General features: G+C 56.3%; 19 protein-coding genes. 10 read left to right on the forward strand and 9 right to left on the reverse strand.

Annotated features, from left to right (window positions below):
• Nucleotides 1–10 precede the first annotated feature (10 nt).
• From bamC to ypfH, 5 genes are all read left to right on the forward strand, one after another.
• Nucleotides 11–1,045, forward strand: a complete 1,035-nt coding sequence (gene bamC, locus AWR26_RS07130) for an outer membrane protein assembly factor BamC (protein ID WP_064564585.1) — start codon at nt 11–13, stop codon at nt 1,043–1,045.
• Nucleotides 1,046–1,154: 109 nt separating this feature from the next.
• Entirely contained in the window at nt 1,155–1,868 is a 714-nt protein-coding gene (gene purC, locus AWR26_RS07135) for a phosphoribosylaminoimidazolesuccinocarboxamide synthase (protein ID WP_007370878.1), read from the forward strand.
• 130 nt (nt 1,869–1,998) lie between these two features.
• Nucleotides 1,999–2,865 (forward strand): KPN_02809 family neutral zinc metallopeptidase, encoded by an 867-nt coding sequence (ypfJ, locus tag AWR26_RS07140; RefSeq protein WP_064564587.1) that lies wholly within the window; start codon nt 1,999–2,001, stop codon nt 2,863–2,865.
• A gap of 9 nt (nt 2,866–2,874) precedes the next feature.
• Nucleotides 2,875–4,890 (forward strand): tRNA(Met) cytidine acetyltransferase TmcA, encoded by a 2,016-nt coding sequence (locus tag AWR26_RS07145; RefSeq protein ID WP_064564589.1) that lies wholly within the window; start codon nt 2,875–2,877, stop codon nt 4,888–4,890.
• 76 nt (nt 4,891–4,966) lie between these two features.
• Nucleotides 4,967–5,659, forward strand: a complete 693-nt coding sequence (ypfH, locus tag AWR26_RS07150; protein ID WP_064564590.1) for an esterase — start codon at nt 4,967–4,969, stop codon at nt 5,657–5,659.
• Between the two features lie 45 nt (nt 5,660–5,704).
• Here ypfH and AWR26_RS07155 read toward each other — a convergent pair whose 3' ends face one another.
• The 4 genes from AWR26_RS07155 to AWR26_RS07170 all read right to left on the reverse strand — a co-directional run bounded on the left by AWR26_RS07155 (nt 5,705) and on the right by AWR26_RS07170 (nt 7,939).
• Entirely contained in the window at nt 5,705–5,905 is a 201-nt protein-coding gene (locus AWR26_RS07155) for a YpfN family protein (RefSeq protein ID WP_007370882.1), read from the reverse strand.
• A 17-nt stretch (nt 5,906–5,922) separates the two neighbouring features.
• The gene (gene dapE / locus AWR26_RS07160; protein WP_064564592.1) at nt 5,923–7,050 is read right to left on the reverse strand and encodes a succinyl-diaminopimelate desuccinylase; all 1,128 of its coding nucleotides are present in this window, start codon (nt 7,048–7,050) and stop codon (nt 5,923–5,925) included.
• 3 nt (nt 7,051–7,053) lie between these two features.
• Nucleotides 7,054–7,410: an ArsC family reductase gene (locus tag AWR26_RS07165; RefSeq protein ID WP_043952732.1), complete on the reverse strand. Its 357-nt coding sequence runs from the start codon at nt 7,408–7,410 to the stop codon at nt 7,054–7,056.
• A gap of 91 nt (nt 7,411–7,501) precedes the next feature.
• On the reverse strand, nt 7,502–7,939 hold the full coding sequence (locus tag AWR26_RS07170; RefSeq protein WP_064564594.1) for a GNAT family N-acetyltransferase: 438 nt from the start codon (nt 7,937–7,939) through the stop codon (nt 7,502–7,504).
• 186 nt (nt 7,940–8,125) lie between these two features.
• Here AWR26_RS07170 and ypfM point away from each other — a divergent pair, with 186 nt between their 5' ends.
• Complete coding sequence (gene ypfM / locus AWR26_RS07175; protein WP_100181659.1) at nt 8,126–8,185, forward strand: protein YpfM; 60 nt, start codon at nt 8,126–8,128, stop codon at nt 8,183–8,185.
• Between the two features lie 96 nt (nt 8,186–8,281).
• On the opposite strand, the gene acrD is transcribed toward ypfM, so the two are convergent.
• On the reverse strand, nt 8,282–11,395 hold the full coding sequence (acrD, locus tag AWR26_RS07180; RefSeq protein ID WP_064564596.1) for a multidrug efflux RND transporter permease AcrD: 3,114 nt from the start codon (nt 11,393–11,395) through the stop codon (nt 8,282–8,284).
• Between the two features lie 448 nt (nt 11,396–11,843).
• Here acrD and aegA point away from each other — a divergent pair, with 448 nt between their 5' ends.
• The 3 genes from aegA (at nt 11,844) to AWR26_RS07195 (ending at nt 15,630) form a co-directional block, all read left to right on the forward strand.
• Nucleotides 11,844–13,823 (forward strand): formate-dependent uric acid utilization protein AegA, encoded by a 1,980-nt coding sequence (aegA, locus tag AWR26_RS07185; RefSeq protein WP_064564598.1) that lies wholly within the window; start codon nt 11,844–11,846, stop codon nt 13,821–13,823.
• A gap of 67 nt (nt 13,824–13,890) precedes the next feature.
• On the forward strand, nt 13,891–14,466 hold the full coding sequence (gene nudK, locus AWR26_RS07190) for a GDP-mannose pyrophosphatase NudK (protein ID WP_064564600.1): 576 nt from the start codon (nt 13,891–13,893) through the stop codon (nt 14,464–14,466).
• 123 nt (nt 14,467–14,589) lie between these two features.
• The gene (locus AWR26_RS07195) at nt 14,590–15,630 is read left to right on the forward strand and encodes a DUF1176 domain-containing protein (RefSeq protein ID WP_064564602.1); all 1,041 of its coding nucleotides are present in this window, start codon (nt 14,590–14,592) and stop codon (nt 15,628–15,630) included.
• Between the two features lie 57 nt (nt 15,631–15,687).
• On the opposite strand, the gene tkt is transcribed toward AWR26_RS07195, so the two are convergent.
• Together tkt and tal are read right to left on the reverse strand one after the other, a co-directional pair.
• Nucleotides 15,688–17,682 (reverse strand): transketolase, encoded by a 1,995-nt coding sequence (gene tkt, locus AWR26_RS07200; protein WP_064564604.1) that lies wholly within the window; start codon nt 17,680–17,682, stop codon nt 15,688–15,690.
• A 20-nt stretch (nt 17,683–17,702) separates the two neighbouring features.
• Nucleotides 17,703–18,653 (reverse strand): transaldolase, encoded by a 951-nt coding sequence (gene tal / locus AWR26_RS07205; protein WP_064564605.1) that lies wholly within the window; start codon nt 18,651–18,653, stop codon nt 17,703–17,705.
• Between the two features lie 281 nt (nt 18,654–18,934).
• Between tal and maeB the strand changes: the two genes are divergently transcribed.
• Complete coding sequence (gene maeB / locus AWR26_RS07210; RefSeq protein WP_064564607.1) at nt 18,935–21,214, forward strand: NADP-dependent oxaloacetate-decarboxylating malate dehydrogenase; 2,280 nt, start codon at nt 18,935–18,937, stop codon at nt 21,212–21,214.
• 84 nt (nt 21,215–21,298) lie between these two features.
• On the opposite strand, the gene hemF is transcribed toward maeB, so the two are convergent.
• On the reverse strand, nt 21,299–22,198 hold the full coding sequence (hemF, locus tag AWR26_RS07215) for an oxygen-dependent coproporphyrinogen oxidase (RefSeq protein ID WP_064564609.1): 900 nt from the start codon (nt 22,196–22,198) through the stop codon (nt 21,299–21,301).
• Nucleotides 22,198–23,073, reverse strand: coding sequence for an N-acetylmuramoyl-L-alanine amidase AmiA (gene amiA, locus AWR26_RS07220; protein WP_064564611.1), 876 nt, complete (start codon nt 23,071–23,073; stop codon nt 22,198–22,200). Before amiA ends, hemF begins: the two co-directional genes overlap by 1 nt.
• Nucleotides 23,074–23,141 lie beyond the last annotated feature (68 nt).

Consider the following 23,141-nt stretch of genomic DNA (forward strand, 5'->3'; position numbering starts at 1 on the left):
GGGAGATTTGATGGCTTACTCAGTACAGAAGTCGCGCCTGGCGAAGGTAGCGGGTGTTTCACTTGTGATGTTGCTCGCCGCCTGTAGTTCCGATTCACGTTACAAGCGTCAGGTTAGCGGTGACGAATCCTATCTGGATGCTGCACCGCTTGCTGAACTTCATGCGCCGGCAGGAATGATCCTTCCGCTGCAAAACGGTGATTACAATATCCCTGTCACGAACGGCAGCGGCGCAGTCGGTAAAGCGCTGGATATCCGCCCGCCGGCACAGCCGCTGGCGCTGGTGAGTGGCGCGCGTACCCAGTTTACGGGTGATACCGCAACGCTGATGGTAGAAAATGGCCGCAACAGCACGCTGTGGCCGCAGGTTGTCAGCATTATTCAGGCGCAAAACTACAGCATCGACAAACGTGACGATGCGTCGCAAAGCCTGACCACCGGCTGGGTTGACTGGAACCGTCTGGATGAGGATCAGCAGTATCGCGGCCGTTATCAAATCTCGGTGAAACCGCAGGGCTATCAGCAGGCAGTGGTGGTTAAGCTGCTGAACCTGGAGCAGGCGGGCAAACCGGTGGCTGACGCGGCATCGTTGCAGCGCTACAGCACCGAAATGCTGAACGTCATCTCCGGCGGTCTGGATAAATCCGCCACCGACGCGCAGAACGCCGCTGAAAAACGCAGCGTTACCTCGCTGGACGTCCAGAGCAGCGCGGATGATACCGGTCTGCCAATGCTGGTGGTACGTGGTCCGTTCAACATTGTATGGCAGCGCCTGCCGGGCGTGCTGGAAAAAGTGGGCATGAAAGTGACCGACAGCACCCGTTCTACCGGCAGCCTTTCCGTGACCTACAAGCCACTGTCTGACAGCGGCTGGCGGGATCTGGGCGCGCGCGATCCGGGCCTCTCCGCCGGCGACTACAAGTTGCAGGTCGGCGATCTGGACAACCGCAGCAGCCTCCAGTTTATCGATCCGAAAGGTCATACTCTGACGCAGTCGCAAAACGATGCGTTGGTCGCGGCATTCCAGTCAGCGTTCAACCATTAATCCCTAAGGCCGGAAAACTCCGGCCTTTTTTAATTTTGGTGACGCAAACGTGTGCGTCGGCGTAAAATAGCGAAATCGTCTCTAAATCATCACACCTGGAGTAAGAAAGATGCAAAAGCAAGCTGAGTTGTATCGCGGCAAAGCGAAGACCGTATACAGTACCGAAAACCCGGATCTGTTGGTGCTCGAATTCCGTAACGATACGTCAGCAGGGGATGGCGCGCGCATTGAGCAGTTCGATCGTAAAGGCATGGTGAATAACAAGTTCAACCATTTCATTATGAGCAAATTGCAGGAAGCGGGCATCCCGACCCAGATGGAAGCACTGCTCTCCGATACCGAATGCCTGGTGAAAAAGCTGGATATGGTGCCGGTTGAGTGCGTGATCCGTAACCGCGCGGCTGGCTCGCTGGTTAAGCGTCTGGGCATTGAAGAAGGCATCGAGCTGAACCCACCGCTGTTCGATATGTTCCTGAAAAACGACGCCATGCACGATCCGATGGTCAACGAATCCTACTGCGAAACCTTCGGTTGGGTGAACAAAGAAAACCTCGCGCGTATGAAAGAGCTGACCTACAAAGCGAACGACGTGCTGAAAAAACTGTTCGATGATGCTGGCCTGATTCTTGTCGACTTCAAACTGGAGTTCGGCCTGTTCAAAGGTGAAGTGGTGCTCGGCGATGAGTTTTCACCGGACGGTAGCCGCCTGTGGGACAAAGAGACGCTGGACAAAATGGACAAAGACCGTTTCCGTCAGAGCCTCGGCGGCCTGATCGAGGCTTATGAAGCCGTTGCCCATCGTCTGGGCGTGAAATTAGACTAAATCCACTCCGCATTATCGCCAGAGGATGCCTGCATCCTCTGGATTTCCGCATCTTTTTTCCCGTGCTAATCCTTCCCTGAGCGCCTACGATCATATATACAGTGTCCATCATTGGGATAGGGAGTAAGTTATGCGCTGGCAAGGGCGTCGAGAAAGTAGCAACGTAGAGGACCGGCGCAATGAGTCGGGCGGGCCATCAATGCGCGGGCCGGGGTTTCGCCTGCCGGGCGGCAAAGGAGGGTTGATCCTGCTGTTTGTGGTGATGGTGGCCAGCTATTACGGCGTTGATCTGACAGGTTTGCTCACCGGGCAGCCGATCAATACCGCTCCGCAGCAGCAACGGAGTATCAGCCCGCAGGAAGATGAATCCGCACGTTTCACCAGCGTGATTTTCGCTTCGACGGAAGATACCTGGGGCGAAATTTTCCAAAAGATGGGGCGAACCTACCCGCAACCTAAGCTGGTTATGTATCGCAACCATACCAATACTGGCTGCGGCACAGGGCAATCGATCATGGGGCCGTTCTACTGCCCGGCGGACAGCAAGGTCTACATTGATCTCTCCTTTTATGACGAAATGAAAAATAAACTCGGCGCGGGCGGTGACTTTGCCCAGGGCTACGTTATTGCCCATGAAGTGGGGCATCACGTGCAGAAAGTGCTGGGAACAGAAGCCAAAGTTCGTCGCCTGCAACAGAATGCGACGCAAAAAGAGGCCAATGAACTCTCTGTACGCATGGAGCTTCAAGCCGATTGCTATGCGGGCGTCTGGGGGCACAGCATGCAGCAGCAAGGTGTGCTGGAGGCAGGCGATCTGGAAGAGGCACTGAATGCCGCGCAGGCGATAGGCGACGATCGGTTGCAGCAGCGCAGCCAGGGAGCTGTATTCCCGGAGACCTTCACCCATGGCACTTCCGCGCAGCGTTACAGCTGGTTTAAACGCGGTATGGACAGCGGCGATCCGGCGCAGTGCGACACCTTCAGCGGGCGTCTCTGACCTTCTGCTATGTCACCGTTTGCTGAACTGAGCGCACAGATGGCGCGGCAGGGCATCCGCCGCTTGCTGGTGGTCAGCGGCTCGCCCGGCTGGTGTGAAGCGCAGGCCAGCACGCTGCGCGAAACGCTTCCCGGAGACTGGCTGTGGGTGGGCGATGCCGTATCCTGGCCGCTGTACTGCGCGCCGCGCGCGCTGACCACGCTGCTGGGGCGCGAGTTTCAACATGCGGTGTTTGACGCCCGCACGGGTTTTGATGTCGCCGCTTTTGCTGCGCTCGCCGGGACATTAACCGCCGGTAGCTGGCTGGTGTTGCTTACGCCGCCCTTCAGCGTGTGGCCGCAACAGCCGGATGCTGACAGCGCACGCTGGAGCGATACCTTTGATCCCATTCCGGTACCGGTTTTTGTCGGGCATTTTTGTCGAACCGTACTGGCTGACAACCAGGTGCTGATCTGGCGCGAAGGCCAACCTTTCACTCTCCCCGCTGAAATTCCGCGTGCCGACTGGCATCCCGCAACCGGGGCGCCAGCGCAGGAGCAGGTGCGGATCCTCGCACGATTACAGACGATGCCGCCCGGCGTGATGGTTGTCACTGCGCCGCGCGGAAGAGGGAAATCGGCGCTGGCGGGTATGCACATTGCGCGGCTGTCGGCTCCCGCCACGGTAACTGCACCTGCACGTGCCGCCACGGATGTGCTGGCGGCTTACGCCGGAGAACATTTTTCTTTTATGGCACCGGATGCGCTGGCGCAGCGGATTGCGCACAGCGGCAGCCATCCAGGCTGGCTGGTGGTGGATGAGGCGGCTGCTATCCCCGGCCCTTTGCTGCATACGCTCGTCTCCGCCTTTCGGCATGTTCTGCTTACTACCACGGTTCAGGGCTATGAAGGCACCGGGCAGGGGTTTCTGCTGAAATTCTGCGCCGGCTTTCCCCATCTGCAATTTGAGGCACTGAATACGCCGCTGCGCTGGGCATCAGGTTGCCCGCTGGAGCAGGTGATTGAAAACCTGCTGCTGTTTGATGATGCGCAGATTGGCGAGGCGCCCGCAGGTGAGGTGACAATTTTGCCGCTGGCGCAAGATGCCTGGCAGAAAACGCCTTCGCGGCCTGCGGCGTTATACCGTCTGCTGGCGAGCGCCCACTACCGCACTTCGCCCCTCGATCTGCGACGCATGATGGATGCGCCAGGGCAACATTTCTGGCTGGCGCAAAAGGCACAGAGCGTGGTGGCTGCACTCTGGCTGGTGGATGAGGGCGGATTGAGCCCGACGCTGAGCCAGGCGGTGTGGGCCGGTTTTCGTCGTCCCCGCGGCAACCTGGTGGCGCAATCGCTGGCGGCGCATGGCGGAAACCCGCTTGCCGCCACGCTGCGTGGGCTGCGCGTCAGCCGTATCGCCGTGCATCCCGGTTGCCAGCGTGAAGGCATTGGCCGGGCGCTAATTGCCCGTGCGCAGGCGCAGGCCGACGGCTGCGATTATCTGTCGGTCAGCTTTGGCTTTACGCCCGCGCTGTGGCGTTTCTGGCAGCGTTGCGGGTTTGTGCTGGTACGTCTGGGCAGCCATCAGGAAGCCAGTAGTGGCTGTTATACGGCGATGGCCATATTGCCCCTGACGACGTCAGGCCAGGTGCTGGCGGAACGTGAGCAGCAGCGTCTGGCGCGCGATCTTCCCTGGCTTGCGCCCTGGCGCGAGGAAAAGTTGTCTTTGCCCGTCGTGCAGGCGTCTACCCTTAATGAAGAGGATTGGCAGGAGCTGGCCGGGTTTGCTTTTGCTCATCGTCCGCTCTCTGCCGCCGTCGGCGCGTTATCCCGTCTGCTGCGACACAGTGCGTTACCGTTGGTGGCGCTGCGCGGGCAGCTTTCAGACGGGGAGAGCGAGCAGACCGTGTGCCAGCGCCTTTCGCTTCACGGGCGCAAAGCGTTGCTGGCGCAGCAGCGGAGTGAAGCCGCACAGGCACTGCAACAGCTCGATGCGCGGCGCACCCTTACCCTGAAAGAACAGGTGCAGAAAATGCAGTTTTTTTAACTATCTCATTCAGTTAAATGGCATGGTCATTATAACTGCCGGGCGTAAACTGCACTCAACGATTAAGGAGACCATCATGAAACATGACCATTTTGTTGTGCAAAGCCCACTCGCCCCGGCGAAACAGCTCCTGCTGTTGTTCCATGGTGTTGGCGATAATCCGGTCTCCATGGGCGAAATTGGTAGCTGGTTTGTTCCGCACTTCCCCGAGGCGCTGATTGTCAGCATTGGCGGCATTGAAGCCGCAGGTCCGGGGAGCCAATGGTTCTCCGTTGAGGGTGTGACGGAAGAGAATCGCCAGCAGCGTGTAGATGCGGTGATGCCGCAGTTTATCGACATTGTGCGTTACTGGCAGCAGCAGAGCGGCGTGAGCCCTTTGGCGACGGCGCTTATCGGTTTCTCGCAGGGCGCAATTATGGCGCTGGAAGGGATGAAGGCGCAGCCGGATCTGGCATCTCGGGTGATCGCTTTTAACGGTCGTTACGCCAGCCTGCCGGAAAATGCGGTCAGTGCCCAGACGATCCATCTTATTCATGGCGGTGAAGATCGGGTGATTGACCTGGCGTGGGCGGTAAGCGCACAGGAAGCATTGCTGTGTCTTGGCGGGGATGTGACGCTGGATATCGTCGATGATTTAGGCCATGCAATTGACAATCGCAGTATCGAACTGGCGTTAAATCATCTGCGTTACACCGTGCCGAAACACTACTTTGACGAAGCGTTGAGCGCCGGTAAGCCGAACGATGACGATATTATTGAATTCCTGTAAAAGCGAAATTCACCCCCGGCAGGGGGTGAATGCGTTAGCGGGGGGTTACTTTTTCGGCTGGTCTTTGTTCGGCCAGTCATCATCGTCATCCCACTTGTCGTTGAAATCACGATGCGGCGGCAGATCGGGTTTATTGGCGAGGAATTTTTTGTGATCGACGCGGTTAAGATCTTTGATCACGTTCAGCAGTACGCCGAGCAAAAACACCAGCACCAGAATCCACCAATATTTAGCAAGCCAGTCCATGCAATCCTCCAGACCCGTCAGGCAATGAGTTGTTCCATAATGCGTTGATACATGCGGGCAAGCAGCTGCAAATCCGCCGCATTCACACACTCGTTGATTTTATGAATGGTCGCGTTCACCGGCCCCAGTTCAACGACCTGCGCGCCCATACGCGCGATAAAACGCCCATCGGACGTGCCGCCTGTGGTTAACAGTTGCGGTCTGATCTCATTATAGTGCTCGATAGCGTTCACCACCGCATCAACCAGCCTGCCGCGCCCGGTCAGGAAGGGTTGGCCGGAAAGCCACCACTCTACGGTGTAGCGCAATTGATGTTTTTCCAGCAGCGCCTGCACCTGCGCTTTAATCATCTCGTCGGTCAGTTCGGTGCTGAAGCGGAAGTTAAACTGCACAAACAGATCGCCAGGAATGACGTTATTGCTGCCGGTGCCGGCTTTGATATTGGCAATCTGCATACTGGTCGGCGGGAAGTATTCATTGCCGCGATCCCACTCAATTGCCACCAGCTCGTTGAGCATTGGCGCAGCGCGGTGTACCGGGTTATCGGCCAGATGCGGGTAAGCCACATGGCCCTGCACGCCGTGAATTGTCAGGTTGCAGGTCAGGGAGCCGCGACGACCATTTTTCACCACGTCGCCAACCACTTCCGAACTGGAGGGTTCGCCGACCAGGCAATAATCGAGACGTTCGTTGCGCGCCATCAGCGCCTCAACCACTTTTACCGTACCGTTGGCGGCGCTGGCTTCTTCATCAGACGTGATCAAAAAGGCAAGGCGTCCTTTATGCTGCGGGTGCTGTGCGACAAAACGTTCTGCGGCGACTACCATCGCCGCCAGCGAACCTTTCATGTCTGCCGCGCCGCGGCCAAATAGCATGCCGTCGCGAATGGTCGGTTCAAACGGCGGGTTGATCCAGCGATCGGCATCGCCGGCAGGCACCACATCGGTATGCCCGGCGAACGCCAGCGTCTCTCCCTGGCCGCGCCATGCCCAGAAGTTGAGCGTGTCGCCAAAATTCATCGGCTCAATGGTAAAACCGATGGCGCGCAGACGTTCAATCATTAACGCCTGGCAACCTTCATCATTTGGACTCAGAGAAGGGCGACGAATAAGCTGCTGTGTCAGCTCAATAACCGGGCACGACATAAACTACACCTCGTTGATAAACTTCTCATAACTGGATTCATTGAAACCCAGCAGCATAGGCTTACCGGGCGCGCAGAGCAATGGGCGTTTGATGATTGACGGCATTTCGCGCATCAGCGCGGCGGCGGCATCCGCGTTAGTAATGGTGGCGCGCAGGCTTTCATCCAGCTTACGCCAGGTGGTTCCGCGGGTATTCAGCAGGGCTTCCCAGCCAAGTTCATCAATAAATGTACGTAATAATTGGGCATCAAGGCCGTCAGCGCGGTAATCATGAAAGCGATACTCCACCTGATTCGCTTCCAGCCAGCGGCGCGCTTTTTTGATGGTGTCGCAATTTTTAATGCCGTACATTGTGATCATGGTGAATCCTGTTGTCTCATTTTTGGATATTTGCACAAGAAATTAGAATAACGAAATGTAATGAAAATATCATTCTTCTGCTAATACGGTTTTAACGAATGTAACCGCTTTGCTCCATTTTGAATAAAGTTTCAGATGTTGCGCATACCATTCCAGTGGTTAAAAAACGGAAACCATATTGTTGATAAAATCCTGTCTTTTCCGGAACTGAATATATAAATATTTTGCCGAAGGGTAATAACGTATTAACAATACTGATCATTAACTGCTTACCATAACCGCGGCCCTGCATTTCAGGCGCAACAACAATATCCGCCGCATAGCTGGCCCATGTCAGATCGCTGATGGCGCGCGCCGTGGCGACCAGTTTCCCCTCATGGTAACCGAACCAGCAGAAGCTACTGTTACGCCATGCCTGTTCGACTAACGCCGGATCGCGCTGATTGAGCCCACCGGCGGCGAGCAGCGCTGCCATTTCCTGCCAGTCAACACCTTCAATTGCGGATTTATCGTACAATGTGATCGCCATTTTATTTATCCTTATAGAGCCTGTGGAATATTGCTATCACTCACAGTAAAAACCGAATTGCCGGCGCATAGTTAACACAGCTCCATTAAAAATACCCTGCTAATGATGAGTGAAGCAATCAGTTAAAATACCTTCACAGTCATCAGGGTGTTTAGTAGAATGGCGGCAATAATAAGAGAGGTTGTTATGATTGAACATGAACTGGGGAACTGGAAAGATTTTATCGAAGGTATGCTTCGTAAATAATTTCCTGACGAATCGTTAAGCAGTGACGGCTTAAAAATAAAATGTGACTAATCACATAAAAAAAGGCGACTCTTCGGAGTCGCCTTTTTGCTGGCCTTATTGCGCGCGCTCTTTCAGCGGGAAGCGGCGACGCACCAACACAAAGAACAGCGGTACGAAGAAGATGGCCAGGAGGGTGGCGGAGAGCATCCCGCCGATAACGCCCGTACCAACCGCATGCTGGCTGCCGGAACCGGCCCCGGTGCTGGTCGCCATCGGCAGCACGCCGAAGACAAAGGCCAGCGAGGTCATCAAAATAGGGCGCAGACGCTGGCGGCACGCATGCAGCGTTGAAACCAGCAGATCTTCACCTTTCGCATTTATGTCGTTGGCAAATTCAACAATCAGAATGGCGTTCTTCGCCGACAGGCCGATAACCGTCAGCAGGCCCACCTGGAAATAAACATCGTTTTCCAGCCCGCGCAGCCAGGTCGCCAGCAGCGCACCGATCACGCCGAGCGGCACGACCAGCATCACCGAGAATGGCACCGACCAGCTCTCATACAGTGCCGCCAGACACAGGAACACCACCAGCAGCGACACGGCATACAGCGCAGGAGCCTGCGCGCCAGAGAGCCGTTCCTGATAGGACATTGCCGTCCACTCCAGCCCAAAACCGGTCGGCAACTGTTTGACCAGCTTCTCCATCACATCCATTGCCGTACCGGTACTGACGCCGGGAGCGGACTCCCCGATAATCTCCAGCGCGGCATAGCCGTTGTAACGTTCGAGGCGCGGCGAACCGGTCTCCCAGCGCGAGGTGGCAAAGGCTGAGAAAGGGACCATCGTTCCGCTGCTGTTGCGCACGTACCAGAGATTGATGTCGTCCGGTAACATGCGGTACTTCGCGGCGGCCTGCACGTAGACTTTCTTCACACGGCCGCGATCCATAAAGTCATTAACGTAGCTGGAACCCCAGGCCGTTTGCAGCGTGTCGTTGATATCATCAATCGACACGCCCAACGCCTGCGCTTTGCGCTGATCGATATCAATTTGCAACTGTGCGCTGTCGTCGAGGCCGTTATGGCGAACGCGGGTCAGCGCCGGATCTTTCGCTGCCATCTCCAGTAGCTGGTCGCGCGCCGCCATCAGCGCATCGTGGCCCGCTCCGGCGTGATCCTGCAACTCCATATCAAAACCGGCGGAACTGCCCAACCCGCTGATGGCTGGCGGGCTGCTGGCAAAGATGCGGGCTTCATTAATGCGGTTAAACGCTTTGGTGGCGCGTTCAATAATGGCGGCGGCGCTGCCGGTTGTCGGGTTACGCGCATCCCAGTCTTTCAGGCGGACAAACAGACGTGCAACGTTTTGCCCGTTCCCCCCGGGGCCGGAGCCGACGGTAGAGAAGACCGATTCGACATTCTCTTTTTCATGGGTGAAAAAGTAATCTTCGACTTTTTGCACCACTTTTAGCGTCTGTTGTTGCGTTGAGCCGCTCGGCAATTGCACGGAAGTGGTAAACATCCCGCGGTCTTCCAGCGGCAAAAACGAAGTGGGCAGGCGCAGGAAGAGGAACACCATGCCGCCAATCAGCAGCACGTAGAGAAGAATCCAGCGCAGGCTGCGATGGAGGATTTTCCCCACCACAGTCTCATAGCGATGCGCGTTGCGGTCGAAAACACGGTTAAATGCGCCGAAGAACCCTTTCTGACCGTGCAACTCGCCCTTGTGCAGCGGTTTCAGCAGCGTCGAGCACAGCGCTGGGGTGAGGATCATCGCCACCAGTACCGACAGCACCATCGCCGACACAATGGTGATGGAGAACTGACGGTAGATAGCGCCCGTGGTGCCGCCAAAGAAAGCCATCGGCACAAACACCGCCGACAGCACCATCGCAATCCCGACCAGCGCCCCCTGAATCTGGCCCATCGATTTGCGCGTCGCTTCCCTGGGCGAAAGCCCCTCTTCGGTCATGATGCGTTCGACGTTCTCGACCACCACAATCGCATCGTCCACCAACAGACCGATAGCCAGCACCATGGCGAACATGGTCAGGGTGTTGATGCTGTAACCGAAGGCGTAGAGCACCGCGAACGTACCGAGCAGCACGACCGGTACGGCAATGGTGGGGATCAGGGTGGCGCGGAAGTTTTGCAGGAACAGATACATCACCAGGAATACCAGCAAGATCGCTTCCAGCAGGGTTTTCACCACGTCGATAATGGAGGCTTTTACAAACGACGTGGTTTCATAAGCAACTTTATATTCCAGACCATGCGGGAAAAAGGGTTCCAGCTCGTTAAGCCGGTTAATCACCAGTTCGGCGGTCTCCATTTCGTTAGCGCCGGAGGCCAGTTTTACCCCCAGACCGGAGGCGGCTTTCCCATTAAAACGGCTTAAGTAATCATACTTTTCTGCGCCCAGTTCCACCGTTGCCACATCGCCCAGCTGTACTTCAGATCCATCCTGGTTGACGCGCAGTGTGATATTGCGAAACTGTTCCGGCGTTTGTAATAACGACTGCGCATTGATGGTGGCGTTAAGCGCCTGGCGGTCAACGGAAGGCGTACCGCCAAGCTGGCCGACAGCGATCTGCGCGTTCTGCGACGAAATGGCTTTGGTCACGTCGGAGGCGGTGAGCTGGTAGCTGTTGAGTTTTGCCGGGTCGAGCCAGATGCGCATCGAATATTGCGAACCGTACGCATCGATATCGCCGACGCCGTTGACGCGGCTGATTGGGTCCTGAATATTACTGGCGACATAATCGGCGATATCCTGTTTATCCATCGATCCGTCGGTGGAGACGAAGGCGATGGTCAGGATGTTGGTATCACCGGTTTTACGCACCGTTACGCCCTGATTCTGTACCGCCTGCGGCAGCTTACGCAGCGCGGACTGCAACTGGTTTTGCACCTGTTGCACGGCTTCATCCGGGTCGGTTCCGGCGCTAAAGTTCAGCGTCACCGTCGCCTGGCCAGCTGAGCTACTTTGTGATGACATATACATCAGATTATCGAGGCCAGTCATATTCTGCTCGATAACCTGGGTGACGGTATTTTCCAGCGTTTGCGCCGAAGCGCCAGGGTAGTTAGCAGTAATACGAACGTTCGGTGGTGCTAAATCAGGATATTGCTCGACAGGTAAAGAGATAATGGCAAGTGTCCCCGTAAGACAGAGCAGGATCGCCAGCACCCACGCAAAAATGGGGCGATCAATAAAAAAATTCGCCATCAGAAAGAAAACCTCATATCGCTGCGTATCGTTATAGTCACATTGCTTGCATCAATGTAGCGGCAATGCCGAAACCAATCGTGGAGAAAAAAAGGAGAAAATGTAAATTATCATGCCTGTTTAAGGCGTATCGTTGCCGAAGCTATTTTAACCCAAATTTTCTCCCGCCATTTCGCCAGTCTAAAGACGTTTTTTCACAGTTATTGATTATTTGCGCTATTGGCGGAAAAAAACACCCGCCTGATGGTAGCGCTACACGGCGCCTTTTTTTAGCCCTGCAAGCAGACGTATTTGTTCCTAAATGCGTCAGGAAATTGATCTGCTACAAGTTCGTGACAAATAGATAACCTTTCTGGGCAATTGAACATTGCCTGTCTTTAAGACTCCCGGTAAATACAATGCCTGATTAAAACCAGGGTTAAACAAATTAAATAAAAAGAAGGTTGCCATGAATCGTTTTATTATGGCGAACAGCCAACAATGTATAGGATGTCGAGCCTGTGAAGTTGCCTGCGTGATGGCGCATAACGATGAGCAACATGTATTAAGCCCCGAACAATTTCATCCGCGAATTACAGTTATTAAACATCAGCAGCAGCGCAGCGCAGTGACCTGTCATCACTGTGAAACGGCGCCCTGTGCCCGCAGTTGCCCGAACGGCGCCATTAGCCGCGTCGATGATTCGGTGCAGGTTAACCAGCAGAAATGTATTGGCTGCAAATCCTGCGTTGTCGCCTGTCCGTTCGGCACCATGCAAGTGCTGGTCACGCCCGTTGGCGAAGGTCAGGTAAAAGCGACAGCGCACAAATGCGATCTCTGCGCGGGGCGCGCTGAAGGTCCGGCCTGCGCGCAACATTGTCCGGCAGACGCGCTGCAACTGGTGAATAGCGACGTGCTGGCGAATCTGGCAAAAACACGCCGTCTGCGTACCGCAAGCCATGAAGTTCAGCCGTGGCACAGCGTTGCGGCGCTGACACCCGCTTTTGACGATCGCAAGGTGCGGCAGATGCGTAAAACGCCCGCGCGCGGAGAGCCGGATAAACTGCCGCTGGCGGCACGCAAGTGCGGCTTTGATGAAATCTACCTGCCGTTTCGCGCTGACCAGGCGCAGCGTGAAGCGCAACGCTGTCTGAGCTGCGGCGAACACAGCATCTGCGAATGGACCTGTCCGCTGCATAACCATATTCCGCAGTGGGTTGCGCGGGTGAAAGAGGGCGATATTGCCTCCGCCGTTGAGCTTTCCCATCAAACCAACTGCCTGCCGGAGATAACCGGTCGCGTCTGCCCGCAGGATCGTTTATGTGAAGGCGCCTGCACGGTGCGCGACGAGTATGGCGCGGTGACCATCGGCAATATCGAGCGTTACATTTCCGATCGGGCGTTGGCGCAGGGTTGGCGGCCGGATTTAGGCCAGGTGCAGGCAGTGGATAAACATATCGCTATTATCGGCGCCGGTCCTGCCGGGCTGGCCTGCGCGGATGTGCTGGCGCGTCATGGCGTCAGCGCGACCGTCTTTGACCGTCACCCCGAAATTGGTGGTCTGCTGACCTTTGGTATTCCCTCCTTCAAACTGGATAAGTCGCTGCTGGCGCGCCGCCGGGAGATCTTCAGCGCGATGGGCATCCGTTTCGAGCTGAACTGCGAAATCGGCAAGGATATTGCGCTGGATACGCTGCTGAGTGATTACGACGCGGTGTTTATCGGCGTGGGAACGTACCGTTCGATGCAGGCCAATCTGCCGAACGACGACGCGCCTGGCGTGTATGATGCGCTGCCGTTCTTGATTGCCAATACGAAACAACTGATGGGGCTGCCGGAAATTGCGGAAGAGCCGTTTATCAATACCGAAGGCCTGAATGTCGTGGTGCTGGGCGGTGGCGATACGGCGATGGACTGCGTGCGTACGGCGTTGCGCCACGGGGCGAGCAAAGTGACCTGCGCGTATCGCCGCGACGAAGCCAATATGCCCGGTTCGAAAAAAGAGGTGAAAAACGCTCGCGATGAGGGGGCGGAATTCGAATTTAATGTGCAACCCGTGAACGTGGAGCTGAATGAAAGCGGCAAAGTTTGCGGTATTCGTCTGCTGCGAACGCAACTGGGCGAAGCGGATGCGAAAGGGCGTCGTCGCCCGGTGCCGATTGCGGGCAGCGAGTTTGTCATGCCTGCCGATGCGGTGATCATGGCGTTTGGCTTTAACCCTCATTCCATGCCGTGGCTGGAGCGCCAGGGCGTGCGCATGGATGAGTGGGGACGTATTGCCGCCAGCGTTAACAGCCCGTACCGTTACCAGACCAGCAACCCGAAAATTTTCGCCGGTGGCGATGCGGTACGCGGCGCCGATTTGGTGGTGACGGCCATGGCGGAAGGGCGTCATGCCGCGCAAGGCATGCTGGACTGGTTAGGGGTAAAAACGCCGGATAAGCATTAACACCCGGCGCGACAAAACAGGCTCTTCGGCATATTATAACGCTAAGTGTTAGCGCTGCGGAGCCTGTATGTCACTGAAAATTAAAGTCATTAAAGATAAAATCCTTTCTGAAAACTATTTTGTTCTACGCAATATTACCTATGACCTGACGCGAAGGAACGGAGAGGTCATCCGTCATAAACGTGAAGTTTATGACCGGGGTAACGGCGCGACAATATTGTTATATAACCCCGAAAAACAGAGCGTTGTGTTAATTCGTCAATTCCGGGTGGCGGCCTGGATTAACTGCAACGCGCATGGGACTCAAATTGAAACTTGCGCCGGTTTGCTTGATGACGATGAACCGGAAGTCTGTATCCGTAAGGAAACGATTGAAGAGACCGGTTATCAGGTCGGCGAGGTGCGTAAAGTCTTCGAACTCTATATGTCGCCGGGCGGCGTGACTGAGCTGGTACACTTTTTTATTGCTGAATATGTCGATGCGCAGCGGGTCAATAATGGCGGCGGCGTGGAAGATGAAGATATTGAAGTGCTGGAGTTTCCGTTCAGCCAGGCGCTGGAAATGGTCGCCAGCGGCGAGATTCGCGATGGCAAGACGGTGATTTTATTGCAGTACCTGAAATTATCCGGGTTAATGGACTGAATTTTAAAGGGTTAATTGCCGGAGGTTTCAGATGAAACTATCCGATAAATCCGATTGAGCAAGCGAAGCCGGAGATAGAAGATACGCAGGTTCTGCGTCTCTTCTTCCGGGGTTGTACCATTCATGCGTTATCGCGGCGTTTTCACTCTGCTGTTCGGGCTTTTCTCTGCGCCGTTGTGGGCTGCGCCTGCACAACAATCTTTCTCCGACTGGCAGGTGACCTGCAATAACCAGAATTTCTGCGTTGCGCGTAACACCGGCGAACACCATGGACTGGTGATGACGTTAGAGCGTAGCGCCGGTGCGCGAACCGATGCCACGCTGCGTATCGATCTGGGCGGGCTTGATCTGCCTGCGGCCAAAGAGCCGCCCATCGCTGGCCGCCTGCAGCTTGACGAACAACCGTTAACGCTGGCCGGAGCACGCTGGCAAATCACCTCCTGGCATCTGATAACCAGTGATAGCGAAACCATCGCCCGTTTTCTGCAAACCATCCAGGAAGGGCAGGCCATTACCCTACAGGGCAGCAAAGGGACGATTTCGCTGGTGGGGCTGAAAGCCGCGCTGCTGTTTATTGATTCGCTGCAAAAACGCGTCGGCAGCGAAACGGCGTGGATTAAAAAAGGCGATGGCCCGCCGCTTAGCGTCCCGCCTGCGCCCGCATTGAAAGAGGTGGCTCAGGCTAACGCGGCCCCGACACCGCTGACCCAAGCGGAACTAAACGACTTGCTGGATTACGGCAACTGGCGCATGAACAACAGCCAGTGTTCGCTGGATCCGATGCGCCGCCAGGTTCGCGTTTCGGCACTCACCGATGACAAAGCGTTGCTGATAATCGACTGTGAAGCCGGTGCGTATAACATTGTCGATCTGGCGTGGCTGGTGTCGCGGCAAAAACCGTTCGCCTCACGGCCCGTTCGCCTGCATCTGCCGTTTACGCCGGATAATGGCAACGATGAGATGGAGCTGATGAACGCGGTATTTGACGAGAAAAGCGGCGAGCTGAACACGTTGTCGAAAGGTCGTGGTTTGCAGGATTGCGGCGTGTCGAGCCGCTGGCGTTTTGATGGCCAGCGTTTTCGCCTGGTGCGTTACGCTCAGGAACCGGCCTGCGATAACTGGCATGGCCCTGATGCGTGGCCCACGCTGTGGGTGACGCGCTAGCGCGAGCCGCGACGGATGGTGAAATAAAGGGCGCGCCAGCCGTGGCGCGCCGCAGGTTTATTTTTTCAGTACCGCTTTGGCTTTCGCCACCACGTTTTCGACGGTAAAACCAAAGTACGGGAACAGTTTTTCTGCCGGAGCGGATTCACCGTAGCCGGTCATGCCGACAATCGCCCCTTTCAGGCCGACATATTTGTACCAGTAGTCGGCGATCCCGGCTTCCACCGCAACGCGCGCGCTGACATCCGACGGCAGTACCGATTCGCGCCACGCTTCATCCTGGGCATCAAAGATATCCGTTGAGGGCAGGGAAACCACGCGCACATTCACGCCTTCGGCGCTCAGTTGCTCGGCGGCTTTGACGGTGATTTCCATCTCTGAACCGGTGGCAATCAGAATCAGATCCGGCTTCCCGCTGCTCTCCTTTAGAATGTAGCCGCCGCGGCTGATGGCTTGCACCTGCTCCGGCGTTCTCTCCATTTGCGTCAGGTTTTGCCGCGACAGAATCAGCGCTGTCGGGCCGTTATGGCGCTCGATGGCCAGCTTCCAGCCGACCGCCGCTTCTACCTGATCGCACGGCCGCCAGGTGCTGAAGTTCGGCGTTAATCGCAGGCTGGCAAGCTGTTCAACGGCCTGGTGCGTTGGGCCATCTTCCCCCAGACCGATGGAGTCATGGGTGTAGACCATAATCTGCCGCGCCTTCATCAGCGCAGCCATGCGCGCTGCGTTACGCGCATATTCGACAAACATCAGGAAGGTGGCGGTGTAAGGCACAAAGCCGCCGTGGTGGGCAATGCCGTTAGCAATGGCGGTCATGCCGAATTCACGCACGCCATAGTGAATATAGTTACCGGCAAGATCTTCTTTTAGCGATTTAGAGCCCGACCAGATGGTGAGGTTGCTGGGCGCCAGATCGGCTGAGCCGCCAAGCAGCTCCGGCAGTACCGGACCATACGTATTCAGCGTGTTCTGCGAGGCTTTACGGGTAGCGATTTTCGCCGGATTCGCCTGCAAATTATTGATCCATTCGCTGGTCGTTTTCTCCCATGATTCCGGCAGACCACCGCTCATGCGGCGTTTAAACTCGGCAGCCAGTTCCGGGTACGCTTTCTCCCAGGCCGCCAGTTTCTCATTCCATGATTGCTGCTGCTTCGTCCCGCGTTCGCGGGCATCCCACGCCTGATAGATCTCTTTGGGAATTTCGAACGGCGGGTATTTCCAGCCCAGTTTTTGCCGGGTCAGCGCCACTTCTTCTTCACCCAGCGCAGCGCCGTGCGACTCCTCTTTACCGGCTTTATTCGGCGAGCCAAAACCAATTACCGTGCGGCAGATAATCAGCGACGGCTTATCCTTCACGCTTTGTGCTTCCTCGATGGCCTTTTTCACCGCTTCCGGAGAGTGGCCGTCAATATCACCAATCACATGCCAGTGATACGCCTCAAAGCGTTTGGCGGTGTCGTCGGTAAACCAGCCTTCGGTTTCGCCATCAATGGAGATGCCGTTGTGGTCGTAGAAACCAATCAGCTTGCCCAGCTCCAGCGTTCCCGCCAGCGAACAGACTTCATGGGAGATGCCTTCCATCAGGCAGCCGTCGCCCATAAAGACATAGGTGTAATGATCGACGATATCGTGGCCGGGGCGGTTAAACTGCGCGGCCAGCGTACGTTCGGCAATCGCCAGTCCGACCGCGTTCGCCAGCCCCTGGCCCAGCGGACCGGTGGTGGTTTCCACGCCTGGCGTGTAACCAATTTCCGGATGACCCGGCGTTTTCGAGTGTAACTGGCGGAAATTTTTCAGCTCTTCGAGCGGCAAATCATACCCGCTTAAGTGCAGCAGGCTGTACAGCAGCATCGAAGCGTGACCGTTGGAAAGGATAAAACGGTCGCGGTCATACCAGGTGGGGTCGGCCGGGTTATGTTTAAGAAAATCATTCCACAGCACTTCGGCGATATCCGCCATCCCCATCGGCGCGCCAGGGTGGCCGGAATTGGCTTTTTGCACCGCGTCCATACTCAGGGCGCGAATGGCGTTAGCAAGCTCTCTACGGGACATCGTTCACTCCTTGGCAAAAGTTAAAGTTTGGCGGCCAGCAGATCTTCCAGTTTGCGCTGATCGACGGCGAACTGGCGGATACCGTCGGCCAGTTTGTCAACGGCCATCGGATCCAGGTTATGCTCCCAGCGGAACTCCGCTTCTGTAAGCGGTTCCGGGCGGTGGAAGGTTTGGCGGGAAGGAACCAGCTTGCGTTCCACGATCCCTTCTTGTCCCTGCAACTCTTTCAGCAACGCCGGAGAGATAGTCAGGCGATCGCAGCCGGCTAACGCCAGGATCTGTTCCGTGCGGCGGAAGCTGGCGCCCATGACGATGGTTTCGTAGCGATGTTGTTTGAAGTAATCGTAAATATTGCGCACCGATTTCACGCCAGGATCTTCATCCACCACGTAGGGATCAAGCGGTTTGCGGTCGTTGTACCAGTCATAAATACGGCCGACGAATGGCGAGATGAGGAACACCCCGGCTTCGGCGCAGGCGCGCGCCTGGGCGAAGGAGAACAGCAGCGTCAGGTTACAGTTGATGCCCTCTTTTTCCAGCTCTTCTGCCGCGCGAATGCCTTCCCAGGTTGAGGCCAGTTTGATCAGAATGCGGGATTTAGGAATGCCCTGTTCCTCATACAGCTCAACCAGGCGGTGCGCTTTGGCAATACTTTTCCCTTTATCGTAAGAGAGGCGCGCATCCACCTCGGTTGAAACGCGCCCTGGAATGCTTTTCAGAATTTCCGCACCAAAATTGACCGCCAGTTTGTCGCTGGCTTCCGCGACTTGCTGCTCCTGCGTTTTGCCGCGTGCTTTACCATAGGCAATCGCGTCATCAATCAGATGGGAGAAATGGTCCAGCCCGGCTGCTTTCAGCAGTAAGGAGGGGTTAGTCGTAGCATCTTCCGGCTGATAGTGGCGGATAGATTCGATATCGCCGCTGTCTGCCACTACGGTGGTGAATTGTTTCAGGCCGTCTAAATGATTCATGAAAAATAACTCCTTTAAAAGCAATATGTTATTGGAGTGCTTCCGTTCGCACTTTGATAAGAATGAGAGATGCATAACAAAAAAGCATAGCAGAAGCGTCCCGGCCTGCTTTTTGTGGGATGTAACAAAGATGCGATAAATTGATAACAATTTTGCTTATGTGTGGCCAGAGTTTGGTTATGTTCAAAGTTTGTCATCACAACAGCGGCCATACTAAGCGCCGTATTGGGATAGACATCACGCGGTACCCCTCTGAAAGCAAAACGCGAAAGGAACCTCAAATGGACGACCAACTAAAACAAAGTGCTCTCGACTTCCATGAATTCCCGCGGCCGGGAAAGATTCAGGTCTCCCCGACAAAACCTCTGGCCACGCAGCGCGATCTGGCGCTGGCGTACTCGCCGGGCGTGGCTGCGCCCTGCCTTGAAATCGAGAAAGATCCGCTGGCGGCCTACAAATACACCGCGCGCGGCAATCTCGTGGCGGTGGTCTCTAACGGCACTGCGGTGCTGGGTCTTGGCAATATCGGCGCGCTGGCCGGTAAGCCGGTGATGGAAGGCAAAGGCGTGTTGTTCAAGAAATTCGCCGGTATCGACGTATTCGATATTGAAGTGGATGAGCAAAATCCGGACAAACTGATCGACGTGGTTGCCGCGCTGGAACCGACGTTCGGCGGTATCAACCTCGAAGATATCAAAGCGCCGGAATGCTTCTATATTGAAGCCAAATTGCGCGAGCGCATGAACATTCCGGTTTTCCATGACGATCAACACGGCACGGCGATTATCAGCACGGCCGCCATCCTTAACGGCCTGCGCGTTGTGGAGAAGAACCTCTCCGACGTACGCATGGTGGTGTCGGGTGCGGGCGCGGCGGCTATCGCCTGTATGAACCTGCTGGTGGCGCTGGGAATGCAGAAACACAACATTGTGGTCTGCGATTCAAAAGGCGTTATCTATAAAGGCCGCGAGCCGAATATGGCCGAGACCAAAGCGGCCTACGCCGTTGACGATGACGGTAAGCGGACGCTGGCGGATGTGGTCGCAGGCGCAGATATTTTCCTCGGCTGCTCCGGGCCAAAAGTGCTGACGCCGGAGATGGTAAAAGGCATGGCGCGGCAGCCGCTGATCCTTGCGCTGGCGAACCCGGAACCGGAGATCCTGCCGGATCTGGCGAAAGCGGTGCGCCCGGACGCGATTATCTGTACCGGCCGTTCGGATTACCCGAATCAGGTAAACAACGTGCTCTGTTTCCCGTTTATCTTCCGCGGCGCGCTGGATGTGGGCGCTACGGCGATCAACGAAGAGATGAAGCTGGCGGCGGTCAACGCTATCGCTGAGCTGGCGCATGCTGAGCAGAGCGAAGTGGTGGCTTCGGCATATGGCGATCAGGATTTGAGCTTTGGTCCGGATTATCTGATCCCGAAACCTTTCGACCCGCGGCTGATTGTCAAAATCGCGCCCGCAGTGGCGAAAGCGGCGATGACCTCCGGCGTGGCGACACGGCCGATTGCTGATTTCGATGCCTACGTCGATAAGCTCACCGAATTCGTCTACAAAACCAACCTGTTTATGAAGCCGGTTTTCTCCCAGGCCCGTAATGCGCCGAAACGCGTGGTGCTGACCGAAGGCGAAGAGCCGCGTGTGCTGCATGCTACGCAGGAGCTGGTTACGCTGGGGCTGGCGAAACCGATCCTCGTTGGGCGACCGGGCGTGATTGAGATGCGCATTCAGAAGCTTGGCCTGCAAATTCGTCCGGGCGTCGATTTTGAGATTGTTAACAACGAGTCGGATCCGCGCTTTAAAGAGTACTGGACGGAATACTTCAGCATTATGAAGCGCCGGGGGATTACGCAAGAGCAGGCGCAGCGCGCCGTGATCGCCAACACCACGGTGATTGGCGCGATCATGGTGCATCGTGGCGAAGCCGACGCGATGATTTGCGGCACTATCGGCGATTACCATGAGCACTTTAGCGTGGTGCAGGAGATCTTCGGCTATCGCGATAATGTGCATGCGGCCGGGGCGATGAATGCGCTATTGCTGCCCAGCGGTAACACGTTTATTGCTGATACCTATGTCAATGAAGATCCCAGCGCCGAACAACTGGCGGAGATCACCTTGCTGGCAGCGGAAACCGTGCGGCGCTTTGGTATCGAACCACGCGTGGCGCTGCTGTCGCATTCGCAGTTTGGCTCCTCCAACGCGCCCGCTGCGGTGAAAATGCGCGAGACGCTGACACTGGTGCGTCAACGTGCACCGGATCTGATGATCGATGGCGAAATGCATGGTGATGCGGCGCTCGATGAGAGTATCCGCCATGAGCGGATGCCGGACAGCCCGCTGAAAGGCGCGGCGAATATCCTGATTATGCCGAACGTTGAAGCCGCGCGAATCAGCTATAACCTGCTGCGCGTCTCCAGTTCAGAAGGGGTGACCGTCGGGCCGGTGCTGATGGGTGTTGCCAAACCGGTGCATGTGTTGACGCCAATCGCCTCAGTACGGCGTATCGTCAACATGGTGGCGCTGGCGGTGGTGGAAGCGCAGACACAACCGCTGTAAGGGTTGTCGGCGTGCTAAGACTGAGCCTTCTGCATTATTGGCCGGATGGCGCGTAAGCGCGTATCCGGCCTGCAAAACCCGCAATCACACCCAATCTTTAACCTGAATAAACTCGCTGAGGGCCGCTTCCGGGCTGCCTTCGGCGGGTTGATAGTTGTATTCCCAGCGCACGAGCGGCGGCATCGACATTAAAATAGACTCGGTACGCCCGCCGGTTTGCAAACCGAACAGCGTTCCGCGATCCCACACCAGGTTGAACTCCACGTAACGGCCACGGCGATAGAGCTGGAAATCGCGCTCGCGCTCGCCGTAAGGCAGCGCTTTGCGGCGCGCGACGATGGGCAAATAGGCGTCGAGATAACCGTTGCCGACGGCCTGCATAAACGCAAAACAGTGGTCAAAATCCGGCGTGTTCAGATCGTCAAAAAAGAGCCCGCCGATGCCGCGCTGCTCATTGCGGTGCTTGAGGTAGAAATAGTCATCGCACCATTTTTTGTAGCGCGGATAGACCGCCTCACCAAACGGCAGACAGATATCGCGGGCGGTGCGGTGCCAGTGGATCGCATCTTCTTCAAAACCGTAGTAGGGCGTTAAATCGAAACCGCCGCCGAACCACCACACCGGATCGGCGCCAGGTTTCTGCGCAATAAAAAAACGCACATTGGCATGGCTGGTAGGGACATAGGGATTCCGCGGGTGCACAACCAGCGAAACGCCCATCGCTTCGAAGCTGCGACCTGCCAGTTCAGGACGGTGTGCCGTGGCGGATGCGGGCATCACCTCGCCGTGGACGTGGGAAAAATTGACCCCGGCCTGTTCAAATACGCCGCCGTCGCGTAGCACGCGGCTGCGCCCGCCGCCGCCTTCCGCGCGCTGCCAGGCGTCTTCAACAAACGCCGCGCCGTCGATGTCGCTAAGCTGGCGGCAGATCTTATCCTGCAGGGCAAGCAGGGCGTTTTTTACTGGCGCTATCTCTGGGGTCATTATCCGCGTCTCTTCACATGGGCTTTGTGGTTATCGAACCAGCTAAAGTAGCTCAGAATACCGTCGGCAATGGCGGTGGCAATCTTCTGGCGAAATGCCGTTGTGCCGAGCAGCTTCTCCTCCGCCGGATTGGTGATAAAGGAGGTTTCCACCAGTACCGACGGGATCGACGGGGATTTTAGCACCACAAACGCGGCCTGCTCGGTATTGCGGCTGTGCAGACGATGTACCGGTTTGATCTGCTTGAGAATATGCGAACCGAGCGTCAGGCTATTTTTGATGGTGTCCGTTTGTACCAGATCGAACAGTACCTGCTGCAGCAGATGGTCTTTATCGGTAGTTTTTTTCCCGGCGACTTCATCCGCGGCGTTCTCTTTATCCGACAGGTATTTCGCCATCGCGCTACTGGCGCCCCGGTTGGAGAGCGCAAACACCGACGCACCGGCGGCGCTCGGGTTGGTAAAGCCATCGGCATGAATCGACATAAACAGATCCGCGCCGTGCTGGTGGGCGATCTCGACCCGATCGTAGAGCGGGATAAAGGTATCGCCGGTACGCGTCAGGCGCGCGTCAATACCCTGCGCCCGTAGCTGTGCGCGAACATTTTTGGCGATCGCCAGCACCACATGTTTCTCTTTCGAACCGTTATGGCCAATCGCGCCGGTATCAATGCCGCCGTGACCGGGATCGAGCATAACGATGCGCCGTGCTCCGGCCTTTTTCGCCTTTGGCGTGCTGTGGCCGGTGGTGGTTTTCAGTGGCGTCTCGTCCTTAGCGATAGCACGAGACATGCCCGACAAGGTCAGGGCGGCCAGACCCGCTTTCAGCATCTGGCGACGCGAGGTGAGTGTTTTTAATGGTTTAAAGGTGCTCATACGTCTGAATGTTTTTATCCGTGGTCCCTGGTGTTATATCGTATCGTCCTGGCCGTGACGACAATCCA

The sequence above is a fragment of the Kosakonia oryzae genome, assembly GCF_001658025.2.
GTDB classification, from domain to species: domain Bacteria; phylum Pseudomonadota; class Gammaproteobacteria; order Enterobacterales; family Enterobacteriaceae; genus Kosakonia; species Kosakonia oryzae.

Coding starts and splice junctions, on each gene's coding strand:
- bamC (WP_064564585.1), top strand. CDS start 11: ATGGCTTACTCAGTACAGAAGTCGCGCCTGGCGAAGGTAGCGGGTGTT.
- purC (WP_007370878.1), top strand. CDS start 1,155: ATGCAAAAGCAAGCTGAGTTGTATCGCGGCAAAGCGAAGACCGTATAC.
- ypfJ (WP_064564587.1), top strand. CDS start 1,999: ATGCGCTGGCAAGGGCGTCGAGAAAGTAGCAACGTAGAGGACCGGCGC.
- AWR26_RS07145 (WP_064564589.1), top strand. CDS start 2,875: ATGTCACCGTTTGCTGAACTGAGCGCACAGATGGCGCGGCAGGGCATC.
- ypfH (WP_064564590.1), top strand. CDS start 4,967: ATGAAACATGACCATTTTGTTGTGCAAAGCCCACTCGCCCCGGCGAAA.
- AWR26_RS07155 (WP_007370882.1), bottom strand. CDS start 5,905: ATGGACTGGCTTGCTAAATATTGGTGGATTCTGGTGCTGGTGTTTTTG.
- dapE (WP_064564592.1), bottom strand. CDS start 7,050: ATGTCGTGCCCGGTTATTGAGCTGACACAGCAGCTTATTCGTCGCCCT.
- AWR26_RS07165 (WP_043952732.1), bottom strand. CDS start 7,410: ATGATCACAATGTACGGCATTAAAAATTGCGACACCATCAAAAAAGCG.
- AWR26_RS07170 (WP_064564594.1), bottom strand. CDS start 7,939: ATGGCGATCACATTGTACGATAAATCCGCAATTGAAGGTGTTGACTGG.
- acrD (WP_064564596.1), bottom strand. CDS start 11,395: ATGGCGAATTTTTTTATTGATCGCCCCATTTTTGCGTGGGTGCTGGCG.
- aegA (WP_064564598.1), top strand. CDS start 11,844: ATGAATCGTTTTATTATGGCGAACAGCCAACAATGTATAGGATGTCGA.
- nudK (WP_064564600.1), top strand. CDS start 13,891: ATGTCACTGAAAATTAAAGTCATTAAAGATAAAATCCTTTCTGAAAAC.
- AWR26_RS07195 (WP_064564602.1), top strand. CDS start 14,590: ATGCGTTATCGCGGCGTTTTCACTCTGCTGTTCGGGCTTTTCTCTGCG.
- tkt (WP_064564604.1), bottom strand. CDS start 17,682: ATGTCCCGTAGAGAGCTTGCTAACGCCATTCGCGCCCTGAGTATGGAC.
- tal (WP_064564605.1), bottom strand. CDS start 18,653: ATGAATCATTTAGACGGCCTGAAACAATTCACCACCGTAGTGGCAGAC.
- maeB (WP_064564607.1), top strand. CDS start 18,935: ATGGACGACCAACTAAAACAAAGTGCTCTCGACTTCCATGAATTCCCG.
- hemF (WP_064564609.1), bottom strand. CDS start 22,198: ATGACCCCAGAGATAGCGCCAGTAAAAAACGCCCTGCTTGCCCTGCAG.
- amiA (WP_064564611.1), bottom strand. CDS start 23,073: ATGAGCACCTTTAAACCATTAAAAACACTCACCTCGCGTCGCCAGATG.